Source organism: Paenibacillus sp. FSL R10-2771, assembly GCF_038000205.1.
GTDB classification, from domain to species: Bacteria; Bacillota; Bacilli; order Paenibacillales; family Paenibacillaceae; genus Paenibacillus_AQ; species Paenibacillus_AQ phytohabitans.
The window spans coordinates 6,911,749-6,930,619 of the sequence record NZ_JBBOBM010000001.1; the positions used below are offsets into that span (position 1 = coordinate 6,911,749).

Here is an 18,871-nt window from a genome sequence, read left to right on the forward strand (position 1 = left end):
TTACATGAGAGGAATGAATAATAAATGGCTAATACACTGCTTAGCATTCAGGTAATTCCCAAGACTCCAAACAATGAGGATTCGATCCCTTACGTGGACACTGCGATTGAGGTAATTCAGAAGTCGGGGGTTAAACACCAGGTGAATCCGCTTGATACCACCATGGAAGGCGAGCTCACGGAGCTGCTGGAAGTTGTACGTCAGATGCATGAGGCACTGATTGCCTCCGGCAGCCCGAGCGTGATCTCCCAGATCAAGATCGCCCATAATCCCAGCGGCATTAGCATGGACAAGCTGACGGAGAAATACCGGCCGTGAGAAGCACCTGGAGACAAATCTGGCCGCCCCTTGTGGCGGTCATCTTTTTTCTGGGCGCATGGCAAATTGCGGTATCGGTGTTCCATATCCCGGCCTGGCAGCTGCCCAGCCCGTCCGATATCGCGCGTGAATCACGCGGCAATGCCTCCGGGATCTGGGCGCATACGGCCGCAACGCTGCGGCTGACCCTGATCGGCTTCCCGGTCGGCACCGGCATCGGCCTCATTGTGGCTCTGCTGCTCCATCTGCTGCCCTGGCTTAAGCGAGCGCTCTACCCGCTGCTGATCCTCAGCCAGAATGTGCCCTCCATTGCCCTTGGACCGCTGCTGATTATCTGGTTCGGCTTCGGCCTGCTGCCCAAAATCGTCCTGATCACCCTCGTCTGCTTCTTCCCGGTTGCCGTAGCGGCCATGGGCGGGCTGGCGCAAAGCGACAGGGTAATGTTGAACTATATGAAAATGGCCGGTGCAAGCAACTGGCAGATCTTCACCAAGCTGGAGCTACCCGGCTCCCTGCCCTCCCTGTTCTCAGGGCTCAAAATCTCCGCGACCTATGCCGTCATGGGCGCAGTGGTTGCCGAGTGGATTGGCGCGGACAAAGGGATCGGCTATTATATGCTGCTGCAGAAGGCCTCTTACCGCACGGACCGGATGTTCGTGGCCATTGTCATTATTGTGCTGCTGAGTCTGGTGCTGTTTGCACTGATTGCCCTGCTGGAGAAATGGCTCGTGCGCTGGAAACCGCGCAAGGAAGCTTAACACGCACAGGGTAACAATACACGCTATACTGAGCACGTTTGAGATAAAGCCTTAAGTACAAAAATTCTATATAGAAGGAGCTGACCGAAGTGTCTCCACTCACGAATACTGTACAGCTCAAGAAGGACGTCCCCGGCAGCAGCCTTGACGAGCCCAGAAGCGCACCGCCTGCACTTGAAGTCAGCAGCGTATCCAAATCGTTCACGCACCGCCGCCGGGAGACGCCTGTGCTGGATCAGGTGTCGCTGACGGTAGAGCCGCAGGAATTCGTCTCGATTGTCGGTCCTTCCGGCTGCGGCAAAAGCACCCTGTTCCACATTATCGGCGGCCTGACGCTGCCGGACGCCGGAACCGTCAGCATGGACGGCATCCCGGTTACCGGGCAGCGCGGCAAGATCAGCTATATGCCGCAGCAGCCCGCGCTGTTCCCGTGGCGCAGCACACTGGACAATGTCCTGCTCGGCGCCGAGCTGCAGGGCGCGCCGCAAGCGGAGGCGCGCGAAGCCGCGCGCCACTGGCTGGCCAAGGTCGGCCTGGGCGGATTCGAGCGCGCTTATCCGCATATGCTGTCCGGCGGCATGCAGCAGCGGGCCGCCTTCCTGCGGGCCATGCTCGCTCCGCAGGAGCTGATGCTGCTCGACGAGCCGTTCAGCGCGCTCGATGCGCTGACGCGCGAGCAGATGCAGCGCTGGCTGCTGGAGCTGTGGGAGGAGAACCGCCGCTCCGTGCTTTTCATCACCCACAACATCGAAGAAGCGCTGCTGCTCTCCAGCCGCATCTATGTTTTCTCCGGACGTCCCGGCTCCGTCCTGCATACCGTAGATGTGCCGTTCCCGCGTCCGCGCCGCGATGAAATCACAGATGCGCCGGAGTTCCTGCAGCTCAAGCGCCAGCTCTCGCTGTGGATGCGCGAGGAGCAGGCTAAGAGCCTCTGACGTGAGTCGCCGCTATTCGGCCCATATAAGCTGAACCTAGCTATTCACATTTTCCGATGACCTGCCGTTTGCGGTGGGGAGTCACATTTTCGTGGAGTTTGGGAGAAATCCTGCACTAAATACAACATTCCCCTCCTTATCCCGGCCCCTGATCCAAGATTGTTGTACAAAAGGCAACATTTCTCCTTCTCCAAGCCTCTTAGCGGGAGAATTGCTGTATTTCGTACAACAATTCTCCCAAACACCCTATTAAAGGGGTACCAGAGTTGCACTACGTACAACATATTGCCTATTCAGCGTGAGCTTAAGATGCTCAATTGTCCCAGTGATTGCATTTGGTGCAACAGAATTCCCAATATTCTGAGATAAATCCCATTCTGCTGTATTTCGTACAACAGATTTCTGAATATTCGTCCAAAAACTCCATCTTTGCAGAGTTCTGCTGTACAAAGTACAACAGAACTGGCAGTAAATCCGGCTCCACCGTTCATCCAGGACATCTACATTTAACCCGTTACATCCAGTACCTACCTGCACCAGTGCCCCATCCTACATCTAGTACCCACCTACCTCCAGTAACCCGTCCTGCATCCGTTGCCCCCGCCTTCATCCAATGCCCCGGCCTACATCCAGCCCTTCTCCTCAGCCAGCCGCACCGCCTCAATCCGGCTCTTCACTTCCAGCTTGCCGAGAATCTCCGAGATGTAATTGCGGACGGTACCATAGGAGAGATGCAGCGCCGAGGCGATCTCCCCGGCACTCCGGCCCGCGCCGGCCAGCTTCAGAATCTCCCGCTCCCGTTCCGACAGCGGGTTCTCTTCCCGCAGGCTGCCGAAGACCAGCTCGGGGGACACCTCCCGGTGCCCGTCCATCACCCGGCGGATCGCCTCCGCCAGCTTGTCCACCGGCTCATCCTTCAGCAGATAGCCCTGAATCCCGGCCTTCACGCCCCGCTCGAAATAGCCGGGCCGGGCGAAGGTGGTCAGGATGATGATTTTGGTGGCACAGCCCCGCGATTTCAGGATCTCCGCAACCTCCAGACCGCTCATCAGCGGCATCTCAATATCCATCAGACATACATCCGGCTGAAGACGTTCAACCAGCGCCAGTGCCTCTGCCCCGTCTCCGGCTTCCCCGGCCACCTCGATATCATCCTCCAAATCGAGCAGTGAAGCCATCGCTCCGCGCAGCAGCCGCTGATCCTCGGCAATTACGATGCTGATCATGCCGTTTCCCCGTCCTTTCTATCCTTGACTACTCTTGGCGTCACCACAGTTAACAATGTTCCTGCCCCTGTCCCAGTTCCTGTTCCTGACCCTATGCCACTGCCCGTTCCCGGGCCCAGGGTCAGAGAACCGTCAATCAGGGCCAGCCGCTCCGCCATCCCTTTCATTCCGTTGCCGTCCCGGCGCTGCGCCGCCCCCTCAGCTCCCCGGTCCTGCAGCCCGGCGCCAACTCCGTTATCCTCCACCGTGATCCGCACCTCCCCAGCCGTCATCCCGATGCCAATCCGGCACAGGTTCGCACCGCTGTGCTTCACAATATTCGTGATGGCCTCCTTGATGCAGAGGCTGAGAATATTCTGCGTCAGATCAGATACGCCCGGAAGCGCTGCATCTCCGTCCACTTCAAGCCGAATCTCCGCGCTGCGCAGCATCTCCCCGGCCTCGGCCAGCTCTTCGGCAACAGAGACCGCGCGCATCTCCGAGACCAGCTCCCGCACCTGCCGCAGCGCAGCCCGTGAAGTGCGCTGGATCTCCCGCGCTTCCGCCTGCGCCCGTTCGGGATTCTTGACGGCCAGCTTCTCGACCAGCTGGCTTTTCAGCGTAATCAGCGACAGCGTATGCCCCATCGTGTCATGCAGATCACGGGCGATACGCATCCGCTCCTCGCGTTTGACCATCTCCTTGATGACCTCATTCGCCTGGTCCAGCTCCTTCTCCAGCATCCGCCGGCGGTTCATGGAGCGGATGCCAAAGGGGGAGATCAGCATCATCAGCACAAAGGGAAAGAGGAATATGCCTTCCGTACCGTACATTTTGGCCAAAGACAGCAGCGCCAGCCCGATTATCATCACTGTAAACACAATAAAAGCCTGTTTGAACCTGCGCAGCTCGGTATACCAGCCGATAAAGTTGCTGGCGAAGAAGCCCATATATAAGTTGTAAGGACTGTAGACGATGCATAACACGGCAATCAGCAGCATTTGCAATCCCAGCCAGGCCGAGTAGGTCTTGCCCTCCGACCAGTAGAGCTGGCGGTAGGTAACCACAAACAGCCCCACCAGTACATAACCCGCCAACAATTTGTATCCGCTGTATCCCTTAAGATTTAAGATCGGAAATACCAGATAGATCAGCCAAATATACGGGTAGAACCCAAATCTGCGCGGAAATAACCGGAACTGCTCACATGCCATTGTACATTACACCGCTTCCTGTTTTTTTCGGATATAGACCGATAATAGCATAAAAACTGCCAGGTATCCGAGCAATAGCAGCGCGGAATTCCACTGCGGAACCCCTCCGCCCACAATCTCCCAGGCACCGTCTCCGTAATTATAGGAAGGCAGCCAGCGGCCGATCCGCTGCATTACATCCGGCATAATATCCAGGGGCATCCACATCCCTCCGGCCACCGCCAGCGCCATATAGAGCACATTGCTCACCCCGCTCGCCGTATCCACCCGCTTCATTGAGCCGATAATCGTACCCAGCGCCAGAAAAGGCAGCGAGCCTGCGAGCAGCCACAGGCCGCTAAGCAGCCATTGCCCTGACGTCAGCGATACCCCGTTGATCAGATATCCCGCAGCAAAGATACACAGCACCGAGAACAGATGCATCACCGCCATGCCAAACATTTTACCCAGAAAATAAACAGTACCCGGCAGCGGAGTGATACGGATGAACGTATTCCAGCCCTGGGTGCGCTCCTGCACCAGCCGGATGCCGAGGGTCATGATCGCCGAGCCCATTACGCTGAAGGCGGCCATCGACATCAGGTAATGCGCCTGCCACTCCTGCGTATCGTCTGTTCCCGTATTAACCACTCTGGTGAAGATGAAATAGAACATAATCGGCATCAGCAGCGACCAGAACACGTAATAGGGATTGCGGATAATCCGCAGCAGCTCCGCTTTGCACTGGGCCATCATTTGTTTCATCATCATACCGCCGCCTCCTGGCTCATAGTCAACTGCTCGAACGCTTCATCCAGCTTCCCCTGATCAATCACAACATCCTTCACCGCAAGTCCGCCTGTAAAAATAGCCCGCAGCGCCTCATCCGTATTCTCCGTCGTTACATGCAGCCGCCCGTTCTTCTCGTAGCAGGCTTCGACCACAGGCAGCTCCAGCAGTTGACCGCGCAGCACCGCCGGATCGCCGAGCGGCAGGAAGGACACTGACTTACTCACGATTCTGGCCTTAATCTCCTCCGGGCTGCCGTCTGCCACAAGGGCGCCGCGGCTGAACAGCAGAATCCGGTCTGCGGTATCCTCCGCCTCCTGCAGATAGTGGGTGGTGAACAGAATCGTCTTGCCCTGCTCAGCCAGTCCCCGGATCTTCTCCCAGAAATGGCGGCGGGCAGTGATATCGAGCCCCACCGTCGGTTCGTCAAAAAACAGCAGATCGGGGTTACCCGCCAGCGCCAGCGCGAAGCTGAGACTGCGCTTCTGCCCGCCGGAGAGCTTCTCGGCATAGCGGTTCAGATCGGCCGGGGCAAGCCCCGTGGCCTGAAGCAGCACCTCCATCTCCATAGGCCGCGGATAATAGCTGCGGATCAGGGACAGAATCTCTCTGACCTTTAACCGGTCCATCACACTCACCTCCTGCAGCATCGCTCCCGTACGCTCCCGGACTCTGGCGTCTTTGGGCGGAAGCCCAAACACCTGTACACTTCCTTCTGTGGGCTCAAGCAGCCCCAGAAGCATGGACAAGGTAGTTGTTTTACCTGCTCCGTTAGGCCCGAGCACTGCTGTAATGGAACCTCTGTTAATGGTGAAGCTGACGCGATCCACCGCTTTTTTATCCTGGAAGCTTCTGCTGACATTTTTCATTTCGATCACATGATCCATCCTGTATCCCTCCGTATCCATATGCCCTCCGGCTATATTTCTATAGTACAGGAGGCCGAAAGTGAACATCAGTATGGACTGTCATTCGTTCAAGGTGACAACTGTCACCCGGATAAATAACTTTTTGAGGAAATTATTGATTTTTATGGAGGATTGAATTAAGATATTTCTGCCATAAAAGTAAGCGATTACAATTCTGCATAATCGAGAGGAGTATAATGTATGTTCAAAAGAATTGGACTGGCAGCGCTGATCGCCACGCTGCTTGCGGGCAGCGGAGGCATTGCATCGCAACCGGTTTCGGCTGCAGGGGAAACGGCAGAGGTATGGATATCCACCTCGGATCCGAATACGGAGCCGGCTGTCGGATTAAGCACTGGTGCCCGCTTGACCCGCATCGGAGACAAGAGCTTCAGCTCCGCCACCGGAAGCAGCGATTATACAATTACCGTTAACGAAGGCACCAGCTATCAGCAAATGGACGGATTCGGCGTTTCCCTGACCGACTCCTCCGCCTGGCTGCTCAATTACAAGCTGAATGCCGCCAAGCGGGCTGAGGTGATGGAGAAGCTGTTTGGCAACACCGGTATTGGCTTGAGTGTGCTGCGGCAGCCGATGGGCAGCTCGGACTTCACCTGGTCGGCCTACACGTATGATGACACGGCTGGGGACACCTCACTCGGCCAGTTCACGATCAGCCGTGATCTGCCTTATATCGTTCCAATGGTCAAAGCGGCGATTGCCAAGAACCCCGGCATTAAGGTATTTGCTTCACCGTGGAGCGCCCCGGCCTGGATGAAGTACTCCGGGACCCTGAACGGCGGCAAGCTCAAAGCTGAGTACTATCAGACCTACGCCGATTATTTTAAAAAATACATTCAGGCCTATCAGGCCCAGGGGATTCCCATTTATGCCGTCACCGTACAGAACGAGCCTATGTATGAAACCGGAGCGTACCCCTCGATGGGCATGAACGAGCAGGATGAGACCGGCTTCATCGGAGACTACCTGGGCCCAACCTTGCAGAATGCCGGGATTAATACCAAGATCATTGCTTTTGACCATAATTATCTGAACTGGAGCTTCCCGAATACGGTCGTTCAGAATCTGAAAAACTCCGGCAAAGCAAGCTATATCGCCGGCAGCGCCTTCCATCACTACGACAGCGGTGACGGCTCGCAGATGACCTCCATGCATAATGCCCATCCCGATAAAGACATCTGGTTCACAGAGGGCGGGTTCGGCACCTGGAATGATCCGCAGAACGGCACAAGCCAGGGCTTCGACAACATGATCACTGAATTCATTAATATTACACGTAACTGGTCCAAATCGGTTATTCTCTGGAACGCCGCACTTGATCAGAAGGACGGTCCTGCCCTGCTGTCCGCCTACAATACCAACCGGGGCATGGTCACCATTCAGAACTCTGACAATTCAAACAGTAATCCGGAGAACAATGTCACTTATACCAAGCAATATTATCTGCTGGGCCACTTCAGCAAATTTGTCGTTCCGGGTGCTTACCGCATCCAGAGCAACACCAGCAATGATCTGAAGAATGTGGCCTTCAAGAATCCCGACGGCTCCAAGGTAGTTGTCGCTTATAATCCGCAGACCTCGGCCAAGAACGTCAAGATACAATGGGGCAGCCAGTCGTTTATCGTAAATGTGCCTGCCAAGTCAGTGATGACATATAAGTGGTACGGCAATCCGTCTTAGAGCGGGCTGAATCCTGTAAACAGCAAGAAGGCTTCGCCCTTTCTTTAAGGGGGAAGCCTTCTTGCTGCTATCCATATAGCTTCAGTTACACACTTTAACGTGTTATCTCTGCATGAACCCTTTGCCCAGCAGGAATTCCTTCATATGCATTCTTGACGGCTGAGCCTGGCGCTTCGCCATGATCTCCGACCACGAGGCCTCACTCTGGCCGCCGGTCCGCTCGCGCATATAATCGCGTGAGATCCCGTCATACACCCCGGCCTGCTGCAATGCGGCTTCGGCATTATAGCCGTTATGATGCAGCACGGCCTGCAGCGGCAGACGCGGCCGCACTCCATTCACGGCGGCGGGATAACCAAGGCACATGCCGAATACCGGATAGACCAGCTCAGGCAGGCCCAGCAGCTCAGACAGCGCGGCAATATTATTGCGGACGCCGCCGATATACACGATGCCTAGACCGAGTGATTCGGCGGCAACCGCAGCATTCTGCGCGGCGAGCGCAACATCGATGGTGGCAACGATCAGATTCTCTGTACTGTCCTCATAGGATGGCGCCCCCTGCAGATGGGGAGCCGCCGCCTCACGCAGCCGGTACAGGTCGGCACACCAGACCAGGAAGACCGGGCACTGCTCGATATACGCCTGATTGCCGGATAAGGCGGAGAGCTGCGCTTTAAGTGCAGGCTCCGTTACGGCAATTACGCTATAAGCCTGCACATTGCTGGAGGTAGAGGCCATCTGGCCCGCCCCGATAATGGCAGCGAGCAGCTCGTCACTGACCGGCTTGTCCTGAAACTGGCGGACGGAGGTATGACGGTTCAACAGCTCAAGAGTTTCATTTACGGGTTTCACAGTAGGTTCGCCTCTCTTTTCACAGTTATATAGGAATATTATGAACACAATTTAGTATCCAGACAACAGGAGGGCCTTCGCGCTACCATCCGCCCCCCCGCTTCACCTCCTGGACTATGCCCCTGATCCCCTCATCAATCTGGTCCAGCCCGGCGCGGGAAATACTGATGCGTATAAACTTGTCCCGGGTCCGGTAATCGGATAAATAGAATCCATTGCCGGATACGACGCAGATCTTCCGCTCTCCCAGCCGCTTGACCAGCCGTTCCAGATTCACGGTTACCGGCAATTTGAATTGCATGTAGACGCCGGAGCTGTCCGCAGATGCTTCAATTAAACCTTCCGTATTATACCGCCGGAGCGCCTCATACACCGCCTGGATTCTTTTGGCGTACATCGCTTTTATTTTGTGCCTGTGGTGCTCATACATGCCGTTCTTGATATATACCTCAAGCGCTGCCTGGGATAACAGGGAGGTGTCCGTGTATCCTTTATAGGCGCGGAAGGTCACAAGCAACGGCTCCGGCAGCACAACCGCCCCCAGCCTGAGGCCGGGGAAGATGATTTTGGAGAAGCTTTTCAAATAAATCACATGTGAAGTCTGGTCATACGCGTATACAGGATCAAATTGCCGTCCGGCACCCAGATCAGCCATGTAATCATCCTCAACGACATACACATCGTATTTGCCGGCCAGTCTGGCAATGGCCTGCCGCTCTGCTGTGCTGTAAGATGTTCCGAGCGGATTATGATACCTGGGCATGGTATAGAACAATTTAAACCTGCCGCTTGCGAACCGCTCCTCCAGCTCCCGCAGGTTAATCCCGGCTGCGGAGCGGCCGATTCCGCTGACAGGCAGTCCCTCCGCCTCCAAATACCTCAAATAAATATCATACCCCGGCTGTTCAACGAGGATCTCCGTCCTGCCGCTGGGGAACGGCATTCTGGCCAGAATCTCCAATGCCTGCTGGATTCCCGAAGTAAGGATAATCCGCTCTGCCTTGGCAAAAACCTGATACTCCGCCAGATGAGACACCAGCGTGCGGCGCAGCGAATCCAGTCCCTGCGCATCCCCGTAAGTGAACAGGTTGTATTTGTAATGGTCAATCGCCTTGTTAAGGCAATGCTGGAAATCCAGATACGGAAATACGTTCAGATCGGGCGATGCCGAAGCGAAGTCGATTGTTCCGCTGCCCCCGGCAGGTCCGGGTTCTTCCGTCTTCTCCACCATATAATAGCCGCTCTGCGGAATCGAATATATGGCATGTGTTCTCTCCAGCTCCCCGTAGGCCCGCAGAATGGTGCTGACACTACAGCCGTAGAATGCTGCGGCGCTGCGCACGGAAGGCAGCTTTTCCCCAGGACGGTACTGTCCTTCCTTCATCCGCTTCTCTATCTCCGTTACAACCGAATGATACTTTTTCACGCTGCCCCGCCTCCCATCGCCTTCATTCCACGGCCTGCTGTTCATGATACCTCTATTATCCTTCAATTATTATACAGGAAACAACGAACTGTACCGGTACAGTAGCGGAAAGGCGGTATTGTTCTGCTGCTGAATTCCCTTTAATTTTAAAGTAACACATACGATGTTCACAGCATCCAGTCTTACTCACACAAAGGAGATGTACCTATGCAGCAGCAAGGACTCAAGTTGGCTTATAGCTTTGCCGTACTCAATGCGGTAATTATCGGATTCTCATTCCTGTTCACCAAGGTGGCTCTCTGCCATGCCGGACCGCTCGATACATTAACCTACCGTTTCGCTGCTTCGTTTGTTGTGATGTCGGTCCCGGTCGCCTTCGGCTGGGTCAAAATCTCCTACCGCGGCAAGCCGGTTGGCCGGGCACTGCTGCTGGCAGCGATGTATCCGCTGGGATTCTTCACCCTTCAGGTATTCGGACTTCAGCGTGCAACCTCTGCCGAGGGCGGAATTCTCTATTCGTTCACTCCTGTCGTGACGATGATCATCGCTTCTATTTTCTTGAAGGAGAAGACCTCTCTGCTGCAAAAGCTGTGCATCTTCCTGTCGGTATTTGGCGTTGTGTTTATCTTTGTCATGAAGGGAAGCAGTATTCAGCTGTCCAACCTGACCGGGATTGTGCTGTTGTTCCTGACTTGTCTGGCGTTTGCCGGATACAGCGTGCTGGCCCGGTCACTCTCCAGGCACTTCAGCCCCGCTGAACTCAGCTACCTCATGATGGGGATCGGCTTCGCAACCTTCCTGATCATTTCGCTCACCGGACATGCAGCCAGCGGAACCTTCAGCGAATTCCTAAGCCCGCTCACGAGCGGCACCTTTATCCTGTCTGCAGTATATCTGGGAGTCATAGCCTCGCTGGTGACTACCCTGACTTCAACTTATATCTTGTCCAAAATCGAAGCTTCACTCATGAGTGTGTTCACCAATCTCTCAACCATCGTCTCCATTGCAGCCGGAGCATTTTTCCTGGGGGAAGAGATTACAGTGTACCATTGGATCGGATCTCTTTTGATCATAGCCGGGGTAATCGGCACCAACCGGCTCGGACGGAACAAGCCTTGCGTGCAGGTTGCCGGCCGGAGCGAGTCTGTGTAAGCAGGTAGTGCGCTGTTCCACATTGCTCTATTCAGACTACTTCTAGGGAGGCACATTGTATTCGTTTTTTCGCATACATTTGGTCCGGTTACCTTCGCAGAAGCACATTGTATTCGTTTTTTCGCATACATTGGGTCCGGATCCCTTCGCGGAGGCACATTGTATTCGTTTTTTCGCATACATTTGGTCCGGTTACCTTCGCGGAAGCACATTGTATTCGTTTTTTCGCATACATTGGGTCCGGATCCCTTCGTGGAGGCACATTGTATTCGTTTTTTCGTATACATTGGGTCCGGTTGCCTTCGCAGAAGCACATTGCGGTGCGACCCCCTTATCCCGGAGTCCTCCGTATAAAATCAGTACTTGTTGTAGATATGCTCTTTATTTCGCTTTTTCTCTCGGCCAGAAGAAGCGGGAGCGGTCTTCTAGGGTCAGCACCCACTCTGCAAAGGTAGCTGGCGGCAGGTTACGAAGGCTCGTATGCATTCTGCGATTGTTGTAAAAGTCCATGTACCGGTCCACCGCTTCATAGGCCTCTTCGAACGTTTCGAATGCCTCTTTGCGGAACAAATCCCGATCGATATTACTGTGGAATGATTCAATAAAAGCATTTAAATCCGGCGTTCGAGGCGGAATACGTTCATGGGTCATTTCCCAGCTTTCACACATGTCGCCAAACAGGTGGCTGACGAACTGTGGGCCGTTGTCGGTGCGGATCACAGGGCGAGCGCTGTCAGGGGCGCAGTGATGCTCCATGGCGCGCGCCAGCGTCTGGCAGGCGTGCTTGGCCTCACACGACGATCCCCGGTGGTAGCCGACGATGACACGGGTAAACACATCGATAATGCTCAGGACAAAGAAATGCCGGTCACGTCCCTCCACATACCCGTATTTAATGTCCATCTGCCAGAGCTGGCTCGCTCCTGTAATGACTCGGTTCTCCGGCAGCTTCCGGGGATGCTTAAAGCGCTTCTGACGCTGGGGCTGCAGGATATCCAGCTCCTGACACAGCCGGTAGCTTTTCTTGTGATTGAGCTTCAACCGGTGCTGGTTCCACAAGCACTTGGCCAGGAGTTTGTACCCGTACACGTGCTCTTCTCCAGCGATTAATTCCAGCAGCCATTCCTGGATCTCCTCGTCACTAATCTTTTCCCCAGACTCGTTAAAGGAGTAGCCTGGCTGGGGTCTTCCACGCCCCCCTTGATCGGCCTTTGGGGACAGTGACCTGCGTTTCTTACGGTCGTAGTACGTGGACTCTGCTAGCCCCATGAGACGCAGTACCAAAGCTGCGGTATTCCCCTGCTTAATGAACATGTCGGCTACCTCGATTTTTTCGGATAAGCAGGGGTTGGCTTTTTTAGCAGTTCACGCAGAATCTCAATCTCTAACTCCTTTTCGCCGAGTATCTTGACGGCCTTCTCGTATTTCTGCTCCACTTCCAGGAGGCGCTTCAGTTCCTCCACCTGCTCCTGGGGATACGGATGATCTTGTTCCCCATGGGCCCCTCGGTAATCTCTCACCCACTGATTCACCGTCGCTGGGGTCACCCCATATTTTCGGGCAACCACCGCTGCCTTAATGCCAGACAACACCTCTTGCGCTGCCTTCTCTCTTGTTCCCGTTAAGTGTCCCATTGTGTTCATCCTCCTCCTGTATTCAGTCTACATTTTTATGGGGGAGGACTCCAACTTCATTAGGGGGCTGTGGAGATTGTATTCGGTTTTTCGCATACATTGGGTCCGGATCCCTTCGCGGAGGCACATTGTATTCGGTTTTTCGCATACATTGGGTCCGGATCCCTTCGCGGAGGCACATTGTATTCGGTTTTTCGCATACATTGAGTCCGGTTACCTTCGCGGAGGCACATTGTATTCGGTTTTTCGCATACATTGGGTCCGGTTACCCCTTAGCACACTTTCGGTGGAATCAGGGGCACTAGTGCCCCTCATTTCCTCCCTTGGCCCGCCTTCGGCGGCAACACAAAGAACCGCCGGACATTAACGCTCCGGCGGTTCTTTGGTTATCGGCGCTCAAGTCCGGATCGCTCCGTCTGCAGCAGAAGCAGTGAACATTACAGCTTGACCCGCTGCAGCCGCAGCGCATTCAGCAAAACGGATACAGAGCTGAAGGCCATTGCTGCACCGGCCAGCCACGGAGCCAGGAAGCCCAGCGCGGCAACCGGTATGCCGATCGTATTGTAGGCAAGCGCCCAGAACAAATTCTGCTTGATATTGCGCATCGTCTTGCGGCTCATCAGAATGGCATCCGGAATGCTCAGCAGATCGCCGCGCATGAGCGTAATATCCGCCGCCTCCATCGCCACATCCGTGCCGGTGCCGATGGCCATACCGGTGTCTGCCGTTGCCAGTGCCGGCGCATCGTTGATGCCATCGCCAACCATGGCAACCTTGACTCCGCCGCTCTGCAGCCTGCGGATCTCGGCTGCCTTGCCTTCCGGCAGCACCTCTGCCAGCACCGTGCGGATGCCCGCCTGCTCAGCAATGGCCTGAGCCGTAATCTTGTTGTCCCCGGTGATCATAACGACCTCGATGCCCATCTCGTGTAGTCTGGATACCGCAGCGCGCGAGGTTTCCTTAATCGTATCCGCCACCGCTACGACACCGGCAATTTCGCCGTCAACAGCTACCAGCATCGCTGTTTTGCCTTCATGCTCAAGCCGGGTCATGATTGCTGTCCACGGCCCGATATCAAGGCCGCTCTCCTCCATCATCCGCCGTGTGCCCACGCTTACCTTCTGGCCGGCCACTACGGCAGATACGCCGCGGCCCGGCACAGCCTCGAACTGCCCGGCAGGCGGAAGCTCAATGCTTCTGCTCTGCGCGCCCGCTACAATGGCATCAGCCAGCGGATGCTCCGATAGCTTCTCCGCCGCCGCTGTAATCGACAGCAGCCGGTTCTCGGCAAGCACCTTGCCCTGTGCTACAATGCCGGTACTGGTTACAATGTCGGTCAGCACCGGCTTGCCGTTGGTCACGGTTCCGGTCTTATCCACTACAACAACCTTAATGCCCTGTGCAGCTTCCAGATGCTCCCCGCCCTTGAACAGGATGCCGAACTCGGCTGCCCGGCCGGACCCCGCCATTATGGAAGTCGGTGTCGCCAGTCCCAGTGCACACGGGCAGGCGATCACGAGCACCGCGATGGCTTTCTCCAGCGCATCGGCGAACTGCCCGGGTGCGCCCCAGATATACCAGATTACAAAGGTTACAGCTGCAATCCCGACGACAATCGGTACAAAGATCCCGGAAATCACATCGGCGATCCGCTGAATCGGCGCCTTCGAGCCCTGCGCCTCTTCTACCACTCGAATAATCTGCGCCAGCGCCGTATCCCGGCCGACCTTGCGGGCTTTGATCCGCAGCATGCCGTTTTTGTTCAGCGTGGCTCCTATAACCGAATCACCCGGCTTCTTCTCCACCGGCATACTCTCGCCAGTCAGCATGGATTCATCGACGGAGGACAGCCCCTCGACCACTTCACCGTCTACAGGCACCTTGGTTCCCGGCTTCACCAGCACGAGATCTCCGATAACGACATCCTCTACGGGAATGCTCAGCTCAACCCCGTCGCGCATCACCAGCGCGGTCTTGGCCTGCAGCCCCATCAGGCTGCGTATCGCGTCTGAGGAACGCCCTTTGGCCAATGCCTCGGACCATTTGCCTACAAGAATCAGCGTAATCAGAACCGCACTGGTCTCGAAGTACAGCTCCACCGTATGGTGCATACCGCTCATGTTCAAGGAATCCACCGTCAGGTACAGACTGTAGAAATAGGCCGCCGAGGTGCCCAGCACCACCAGCACATCCATATTGGCACTGCCGTTCTTCAGCGCTTTGTAGGCATTGACATAGAACTGCCAGCCGATCAGGAACTGCACGGGAGTCGCCAGCACCAGCTGGAACCAGGGATTCATCAGCAGCTCTGGTGTCCAGATCCAGGAAGTGAAAGAGAAATGGCCCGCCATGGCCCAGAGCAGCGGCAGTGACAATATAGCAGAGATTATCCACTTGTTCCGTTTGTGCGTGATTTCCTCTCCGCGCTGGCTGGCGATATCCTTGCGGTCCTGCTTCAGCGCCGCCTTGTAGCCGATGCTGCTCACCTTATCCATAATCTCAGCTGTACTGATATTCCCCGGCGAATATTCCACATGTGCCGTCTCCAGCGCCAGATTCACATTCACTGCGGCAATCCCGGGCATCCGTCCCAGCACCTTCTCAATTCTGGCCGAGCATGCCGCACAGGTCATGCCCGTAATATCGAAATCCGCCGATTCCTTCAGCGTATCATAGCCAAGCGAACGGATCTTCTCCTCGATCTGCGGCACGCCTGCGACCTTCGGATCAAATCCCACCGTTGCCTGCTCCAGCGCCAGATTGACATTCGCCCGGGATACCCCCTCCATGCGGGACAATCCCTTCTCGATCCGCGCCGCACAAGCGGAGCAGGTCATCCCGGTAATCTGCAGCGTAGCCTGCTGCTGGACAGGTTCTGCACTCTTTTCCATGATTCACGCACCTCCACATACCCCCAAGGGGTATAATTATCTTTAAAAGAAAAGGCATTGGCGCCCGGCCCTATTGCTCTAGGGTTCCCGGCTCCAAGCCCTTACATTACATTCCTTCACTTAAACTACGTCGTAGCCCTGATCCTCGATAGCTGCCTTGATTGCATCCAGGCTTACTGCGTTCTCGTCAAATTCAACCGCTACCGTCTTCGCCGGAAGATCTACCTTCGCCGCAGCCCCAACGCCGCTCACAGCTTTCTCTACAGCACTTACACAATGACCACAAGACATTCCTTCTACATTCAATGTTACGTTCGACATTTGATTACCCTCCTAATGGTTTGAATAGCATACGCCTCCTGACCAGCCTCGAAAGCATACGCTTAATTTGGTTAGCATCCGCTTAATTGCCAGCGAATGCTTGGTTTGACGGCTCCCCGCATTGCCTGCAGAGTTTGATCTTGAGAAAAAATAATCCCAGATGAAAGTAACGGAGGGGAATTTTGAAACTGTAGGAGCGCCAGCGACCGCCTTTGTCACCGGATTTCTACCGCAAATAGCGGTTTAAATTAAAGAATCCGTGGACAACAGCGGCCGAAAGTTCAAACATTCACCGCAGTTACGACCTCCATCAATAATTAGGACTTCTCCATTCAAACTCCCCAAGCCCAACCTCTATTTCATCAGCTTATTCACCGTAATCAGCAGCTCATCGATAACCTCATGCTCGCCGGCTTCGATCCGCTCGATAATGCAGCTCTTCATATGGCCTTCAAGCAGCAGCTTGCCGACACTGTTCAGTGCCGCCTGCACCGCCGCCAGCTGATTAAGCACATCATCACAGTAGGTATCCCGTTCAATCATGCCTTTGACGCCGCGGATCTGTCCCTCAATCCGGTTAAGCCGGGTGGTCAGTCCACTCTTGAATTCCGGGGAATGATGGCTCTTGCGGACGCCGGAAGCAGAAGAATGGCAATCCTCGCCGCAGTCATGCCCGGCATGCTCCTTCTCATTTGTTGACACAGGAATCAGCCTCCTCAAGTAACAATATAATATACCCCCCATGGGTATGTCAAGACCTCACTGCAACTTATCTCCTTTATCCTGTAACACATGCGTATTTGTCATGATTTAGCAGGAGAATTCCCGTTTGAACGCGAATCTCCTAGAATAAAACATCTACAACTACGTGAATGGAGGAGGAGCAGTGCTCAAATCAATCATCAGCCAGATGCATCGCCGCAGGAGCTATTTGTACTCCTTTATCATATGCATTGCCGGGCTGGGCTTGTTCATTTATCAAACGGAACCGCAAATTCTTCAGCTCTCCTCATCCGGCTGGGGCTGGGTTACCGCCATGTCAGGCGCGGCCGTCCTGCTCACCGTCTTCACCTTCCAGCTGCCTCCGCAGGGGAACGGGCTGTCACTGGATTCTTCCATCTATCTGGCCTGTATCTTTATCTTCGGCGCCCCATCCGCCCTTCTGGTTCTCCTGCTCTGCTCCATCGTACTGCTGTTCATCGAATGGGGAAGCACTCCGCTCTGGAAGCATCTCAATAATTTCGCCGTGTACTGTATCATGATCACTTCCGCAGCCTTTATCTTCTCGTGGTCCGGGGGCCGGCAGGGACCGCTTCTCAGCAGCTATCTGGCAGCATACCTCAGCGCTATGGCCATATATTTCATCCTGAACCTGCTGCTTGTCGGCTTCTTCTACTACATAATTTTCCGTGAGAATCTCTACAATACACTCAAAGCAATGCTGACAGACGCCGTACTGGCCTATTTGTGCACGCTGGTGCTCTCCCTGGTGCTGACCGTTCTGCTCTTCTATAACGGAATTACCGGCCTGGCCTTATTCCTGGGCCTCAGTGTACTGATCTCCTATTCCTTCAAACGGCTGTTCAGCATGTACCGTGACATTGAAGAGCGGGCTAACCGCGATCAGCGTACCGGACTGTTTAACCACAGCTATTTCGAAGCGGCGCTAGAAGAGGAAATGCGCAGATCGCAGGCAGGCGGCAGCGCACTCTCCCTGGCCATGATTGATATCGATGATTTCAAGAAATACAATGATCACTTCGGCCATCTTAAGGGGGACGGGCTTATTGTTTTTCTGGCTGAGCTACTGAAGAAGGAAACCGGGTCCACCGATATTATTGTCTCCAGATATGGCGGTGAAGAATTCACCCTGCTGATGCCGGGCTACGATGCCGTGACGGCCAGGCAATTCATCGAAAAGCTGCGCAAAACGCTCAACAATTCTATTTTTGAAGGCAGCGAGATCTTCCCGCAGGGCTGTCTGGCGTTCTCCGCAGGCGTAGCCGGATACCGGCCCGATGTCCACTTCAAGTCAGAGCTGGTCGACCATGCCGATCAGGCGCTGTACTATGCCAAAAAACAGGGCAAGAACATGGTCCACGTCTACGGCAACCAGTCTCTCTTGGAGCGCGACATCGATTTCAGTCAGGATGTGCGCGATATTGAGCAGCAGCTTAATCTTTTTATGTACAAGGATCTGGAGACCTTCAAGCATTCCAAACGCGTATTCCGCTATGCCATGGACATCAGCGAGCTGCTGGCGCTGGACAATCTCTCCAAACGGCAGTTCACGCTCGGCGCACTGATCCACGATATCGGCAAGCTGGAGATTCCCTGGGGCATACTTAACAAGAAGGATAAGCTCGCGCCGGAGGAATGGGAGATGGTCAAATGGCATGTCACCTGGGGCAAAGAGATGGCACTTACCAACGATAAATACAAGGATCTCGCCCCTTATATCGAGCTGCACCACGAACGGTATGACGGCAAAGGGTATCCGTACGGCTTCAAGGGAGAAGAGATTCCCCGGCTATGCCGGATGCTGACCATTATCGACTCGTTCGATGCCATGACCACGGAGCGTCCGTACCAGCCGACCAAATCGTTCGCAGAAGCTATTGTGGAGCTGCGGGCCTGCGCGGGAAGCCAGTTTGACCCGGAGCTGACTGAGCTGTTCATCAGGTACATAGAAGCCCGGGAGCTGCGTTCAAGCGATGCGGCCATGTAGGAAGAAGCATCTACCCCCGCTGCGGATAAAGGTCCGCCTGCGAGGGAATACCATACA

The 18,871-nt window shown here is 55.0% G+C and carries 17 protein-coding genes; 6 read left to right on the top strand and 11 right to left on the bottom strand.

Annotation, left to right across the window (positions count from 1 at the left end):
• The first annotated feature begins 24 nt into the window (after nucleotides 1-24).
• The 3 genes from NSU14_RS29790 (at nucleotide 25) to NSU14_RS29800 (ending at nucleotide 2,011) form a co-directional block, all read left to right on the top strand.
• On the top strand, nucleotides 25-318 hold the full coding sequence (locus NSU14_RS29790) for a thiamine-binding protein (RefSeq protein ID WP_039299512.1): 294 nt from the start codon (nucleotides 25-27) through the stop codon (nucleotides 316-318).
• Nucleotides 315-1,076, top strand: a complete 762-nt coding sequence (locus NSU14_RS29795) for an ABC transporter permease (RefSeq protein WP_039299509.1) — start codon at nucleotides 315-317, stop codon at nucleotides 1,074-1,076. The genes NSU14_RS29790 and NSU14_RS29795 overlap by 4 nt, the downstream gene beginning before the upstream one ends.
• Nucleotides 1,077-1,165: 89 nt before the next feature.
• Nucleotides 1,166-2,011, top strand: a complete 846-nt coding sequence (locus tag NSU14_RS29800) for an ABC transporter ATP-binding protein (RefSeq protein WP_081969800.1) — start codon at nucleotides 1,166-1,168, stop codon at nucleotides 2,009-2,011.
• Nucleotides 2,012-2,634: 623 nt separating this feature from the next.
• Here the strand turns inward: NSU14_RS29800 and NSU14_RS29805 are convergent.
• Genes NSU14_RS29805 through NSU14_RS29820 form a run of 4 tightly spaced genes read right to left on the bottom strand, consistent with a single transcriptional unit; the run spans nucleotide 2,635 to nucleotide 6,085 of the window.
• Complete coding sequence (locus NSU14_RS29805) at nucleotides 2,635-3,237, bottom strand: response regulator transcription factor (protein ID WP_340948203.1); 603 nt, start codon at nucleotides 3,235-3,237, stop codon at nucleotides 2,635-2,637.
• Complete coding sequence (locus tag NSU14_RS29810; RefSeq protein WP_076243548.1) at nucleotides 3,234-4,430, bottom strand: sensor histidine kinase; 1,197 nt, start codon at nucleotides 4,428-4,430, stop codon at nucleotides 3,234-3,236. Before NSU14_RS29810 ends, NSU14_RS29805 begins: the two co-directional genes overlap by 4 nt.
• Nucleotides 4,431-4,436: 6 nt before the next feature.
• Nucleotides 4,437-5,174: an ABC transporter permease gene (locus NSU14_RS29815; RefSeq protein ID WP_340949019.1), complete on the bottom strand. Its 738-nt coding sequence runs from the start codon at nucleotides 5,172-5,174 to the stop codon at nucleotides 4,437-4,439.
• 2 nt (nucleotides 5,175-5,176) lie between these two features.
• Nucleotides 5,177-6,085, bottom strand: a complete 909-nt coding sequence (locus NSU14_RS29820; RefSeq protein WP_340948204.1) for an ABC transporter ATP-binding protein — start codon at nucleotides 6,083-6,085, stop codon at nucleotides 5,177-5,179.
• 222 nt (nucleotides 6,086-6,307) lie between these two features.
• On the opposite strand from NSU14_RS29820, the gene NSU14_RS29825 reads away from it, so the two are divergent.
• On the top strand, nucleotides 6,308-7,807 hold the full coding sequence (locus tag NSU14_RS29825; RefSeq protein WP_340948205.1) for a glycoside hydrolase family 30 protein: 1,500 nt from the start codon (nucleotides 6,308-6,310) through the stop codon (nucleotides 7,805-7,807).
• 102 nt (nucleotides 7,808-7,909) lie between these two features.
• Here the strand turns inward: NSU14_RS29825 and nfsA are convergent, their stop codons facing one another.
• Nucleotides 7,910-8,662 carry an oxygen-insensitive NADPH nitroreductase gene (nfsA, locus tag NSU14_RS29830; RefSeq protein WP_340948206.1) on the bottom strand — a complete coding sequence of 251 codons (753 nt, stop codon included), beginning with the start codon at nucleotides 8,660-8,662 and terminating at the stop codon, nucleotides 7,910-7,912.
• A gap of 82 nt (nucleotides 8,663-8,744) precedes the next feature.
• Nucleotides 8,745-10,088 carry an aminotransferase-like domain-containing protein gene (locus NSU14_RS29835; protein WP_336102046.1) on the bottom strand — a complete coding sequence of 448 codons (1,344 nt, stop codon included), beginning with the start codon at nucleotides 10,086-10,088 and terminating at the stop codon, nucleotides 8,745-8,747.
• A gap of 207 nt (nucleotides 10,089-10,295) precedes the next feature.
• Between NSU14_RS29835 and NSU14_RS29840 the strand changes: the two genes are divergently transcribed.
• Nucleotides 10,296-11,240: a DMT family transporter gene (locus NSU14_RS29840; protein ID WP_042133039.1), complete on the top strand. Its 945-nt coding sequence runs from the start codon at nucleotides 10,296-10,298 to the stop codon at nucleotides 11,238-11,240.
• Between the two features lie 381 nt (nucleotides 11,241-11,621).
• Here the strand turns inward: NSU14_RS29840 and NSU14_RS29845 are convergent, their stop codons facing one another.
• The 5 genes from NSU14_RS29845 to NSU14_RS29865 all read right to left on the bottom strand — a co-directional run bounded on the left by NSU14_RS29845 (nucleotide 11,622) and on the right by NSU14_RS29865 (nucleotide 16,830).
• The gene (locus NSU14_RS29845) at nucleotides 11,622-12,554 is read right to left on the bottom strand and encodes an IS3 family transposase (RefSeq protein WP_340942717.1); all 933 of its coding nucleotides are present in this window, start codon (nucleotides 12,552-12,554) and stop codon (nucleotides 11,622-11,624) included.
• Nucleotides 12,555-12,559: 5 nt separating this feature from the next.
• On the bottom strand, nucleotides 12,560-12,874 hold the full coding sequence (locus tag NSU14_RS29850) for a helix-turn-helix domain-containing protein (RefSeq protein WP_052421685.1): 315 nt from the start codon (nucleotides 12,872-12,874) through the stop codon (nucleotides 12,560-12,562).
• Between the two features lie 437 nt (nucleotides 12,875-13,311).
• The gene (locus NSU14_RS29855) at nucleotides 13,312-15,765 is read right to left on the bottom strand and encodes a heavy metal translocating P-type ATPase (protein WP_340948208.1); all 2,454 of its coding nucleotides are present in this window, start codon (nucleotides 15,763-15,765) and stop codon (nucleotides 13,312-13,314) included.
• Between the two features lie 120 nt (nucleotides 15,766-15,885).
• Nucleotides 15,886-16,086, bottom strand: a complete 201-nt coding sequence (locus NSU14_RS29860) for a copper ion binding protein (RefSeq protein WP_340948209.1) — start codon at nucleotides 16,084-16,086, stop codon at nucleotides 15,886-15,888.
• 354 nt (nucleotides 16,087-16,440) lie between these two features.
• Nucleotides 16,441-16,830: a metal-sensitive transcriptional regulator gene (locus NSU14_RS29865; RefSeq protein ID WP_042133035.1), complete on the bottom strand. Its 390-nt coding sequence runs from the start codon at nucleotides 16,828-16,830 to the stop codon at nucleotides 16,441-16,443.
• A gap of 166 nt (nucleotides 16,831-16,996) precedes the next feature.
• Here NSU14_RS29865 and NSU14_RS29870 point away from each other — a divergent pair, with 166 nt between their 5' ends.
• Entirely contained in the window at nucleotides 16,997-18,814 is a 1,818-nt protein-coding gene (locus tag NSU14_RS29870; protein ID WP_042140682.1) for a diguanylate cyclase, read from the top strand.
• Nucleotides 18,815-18,871 lie beyond the last annotated feature (57 nt).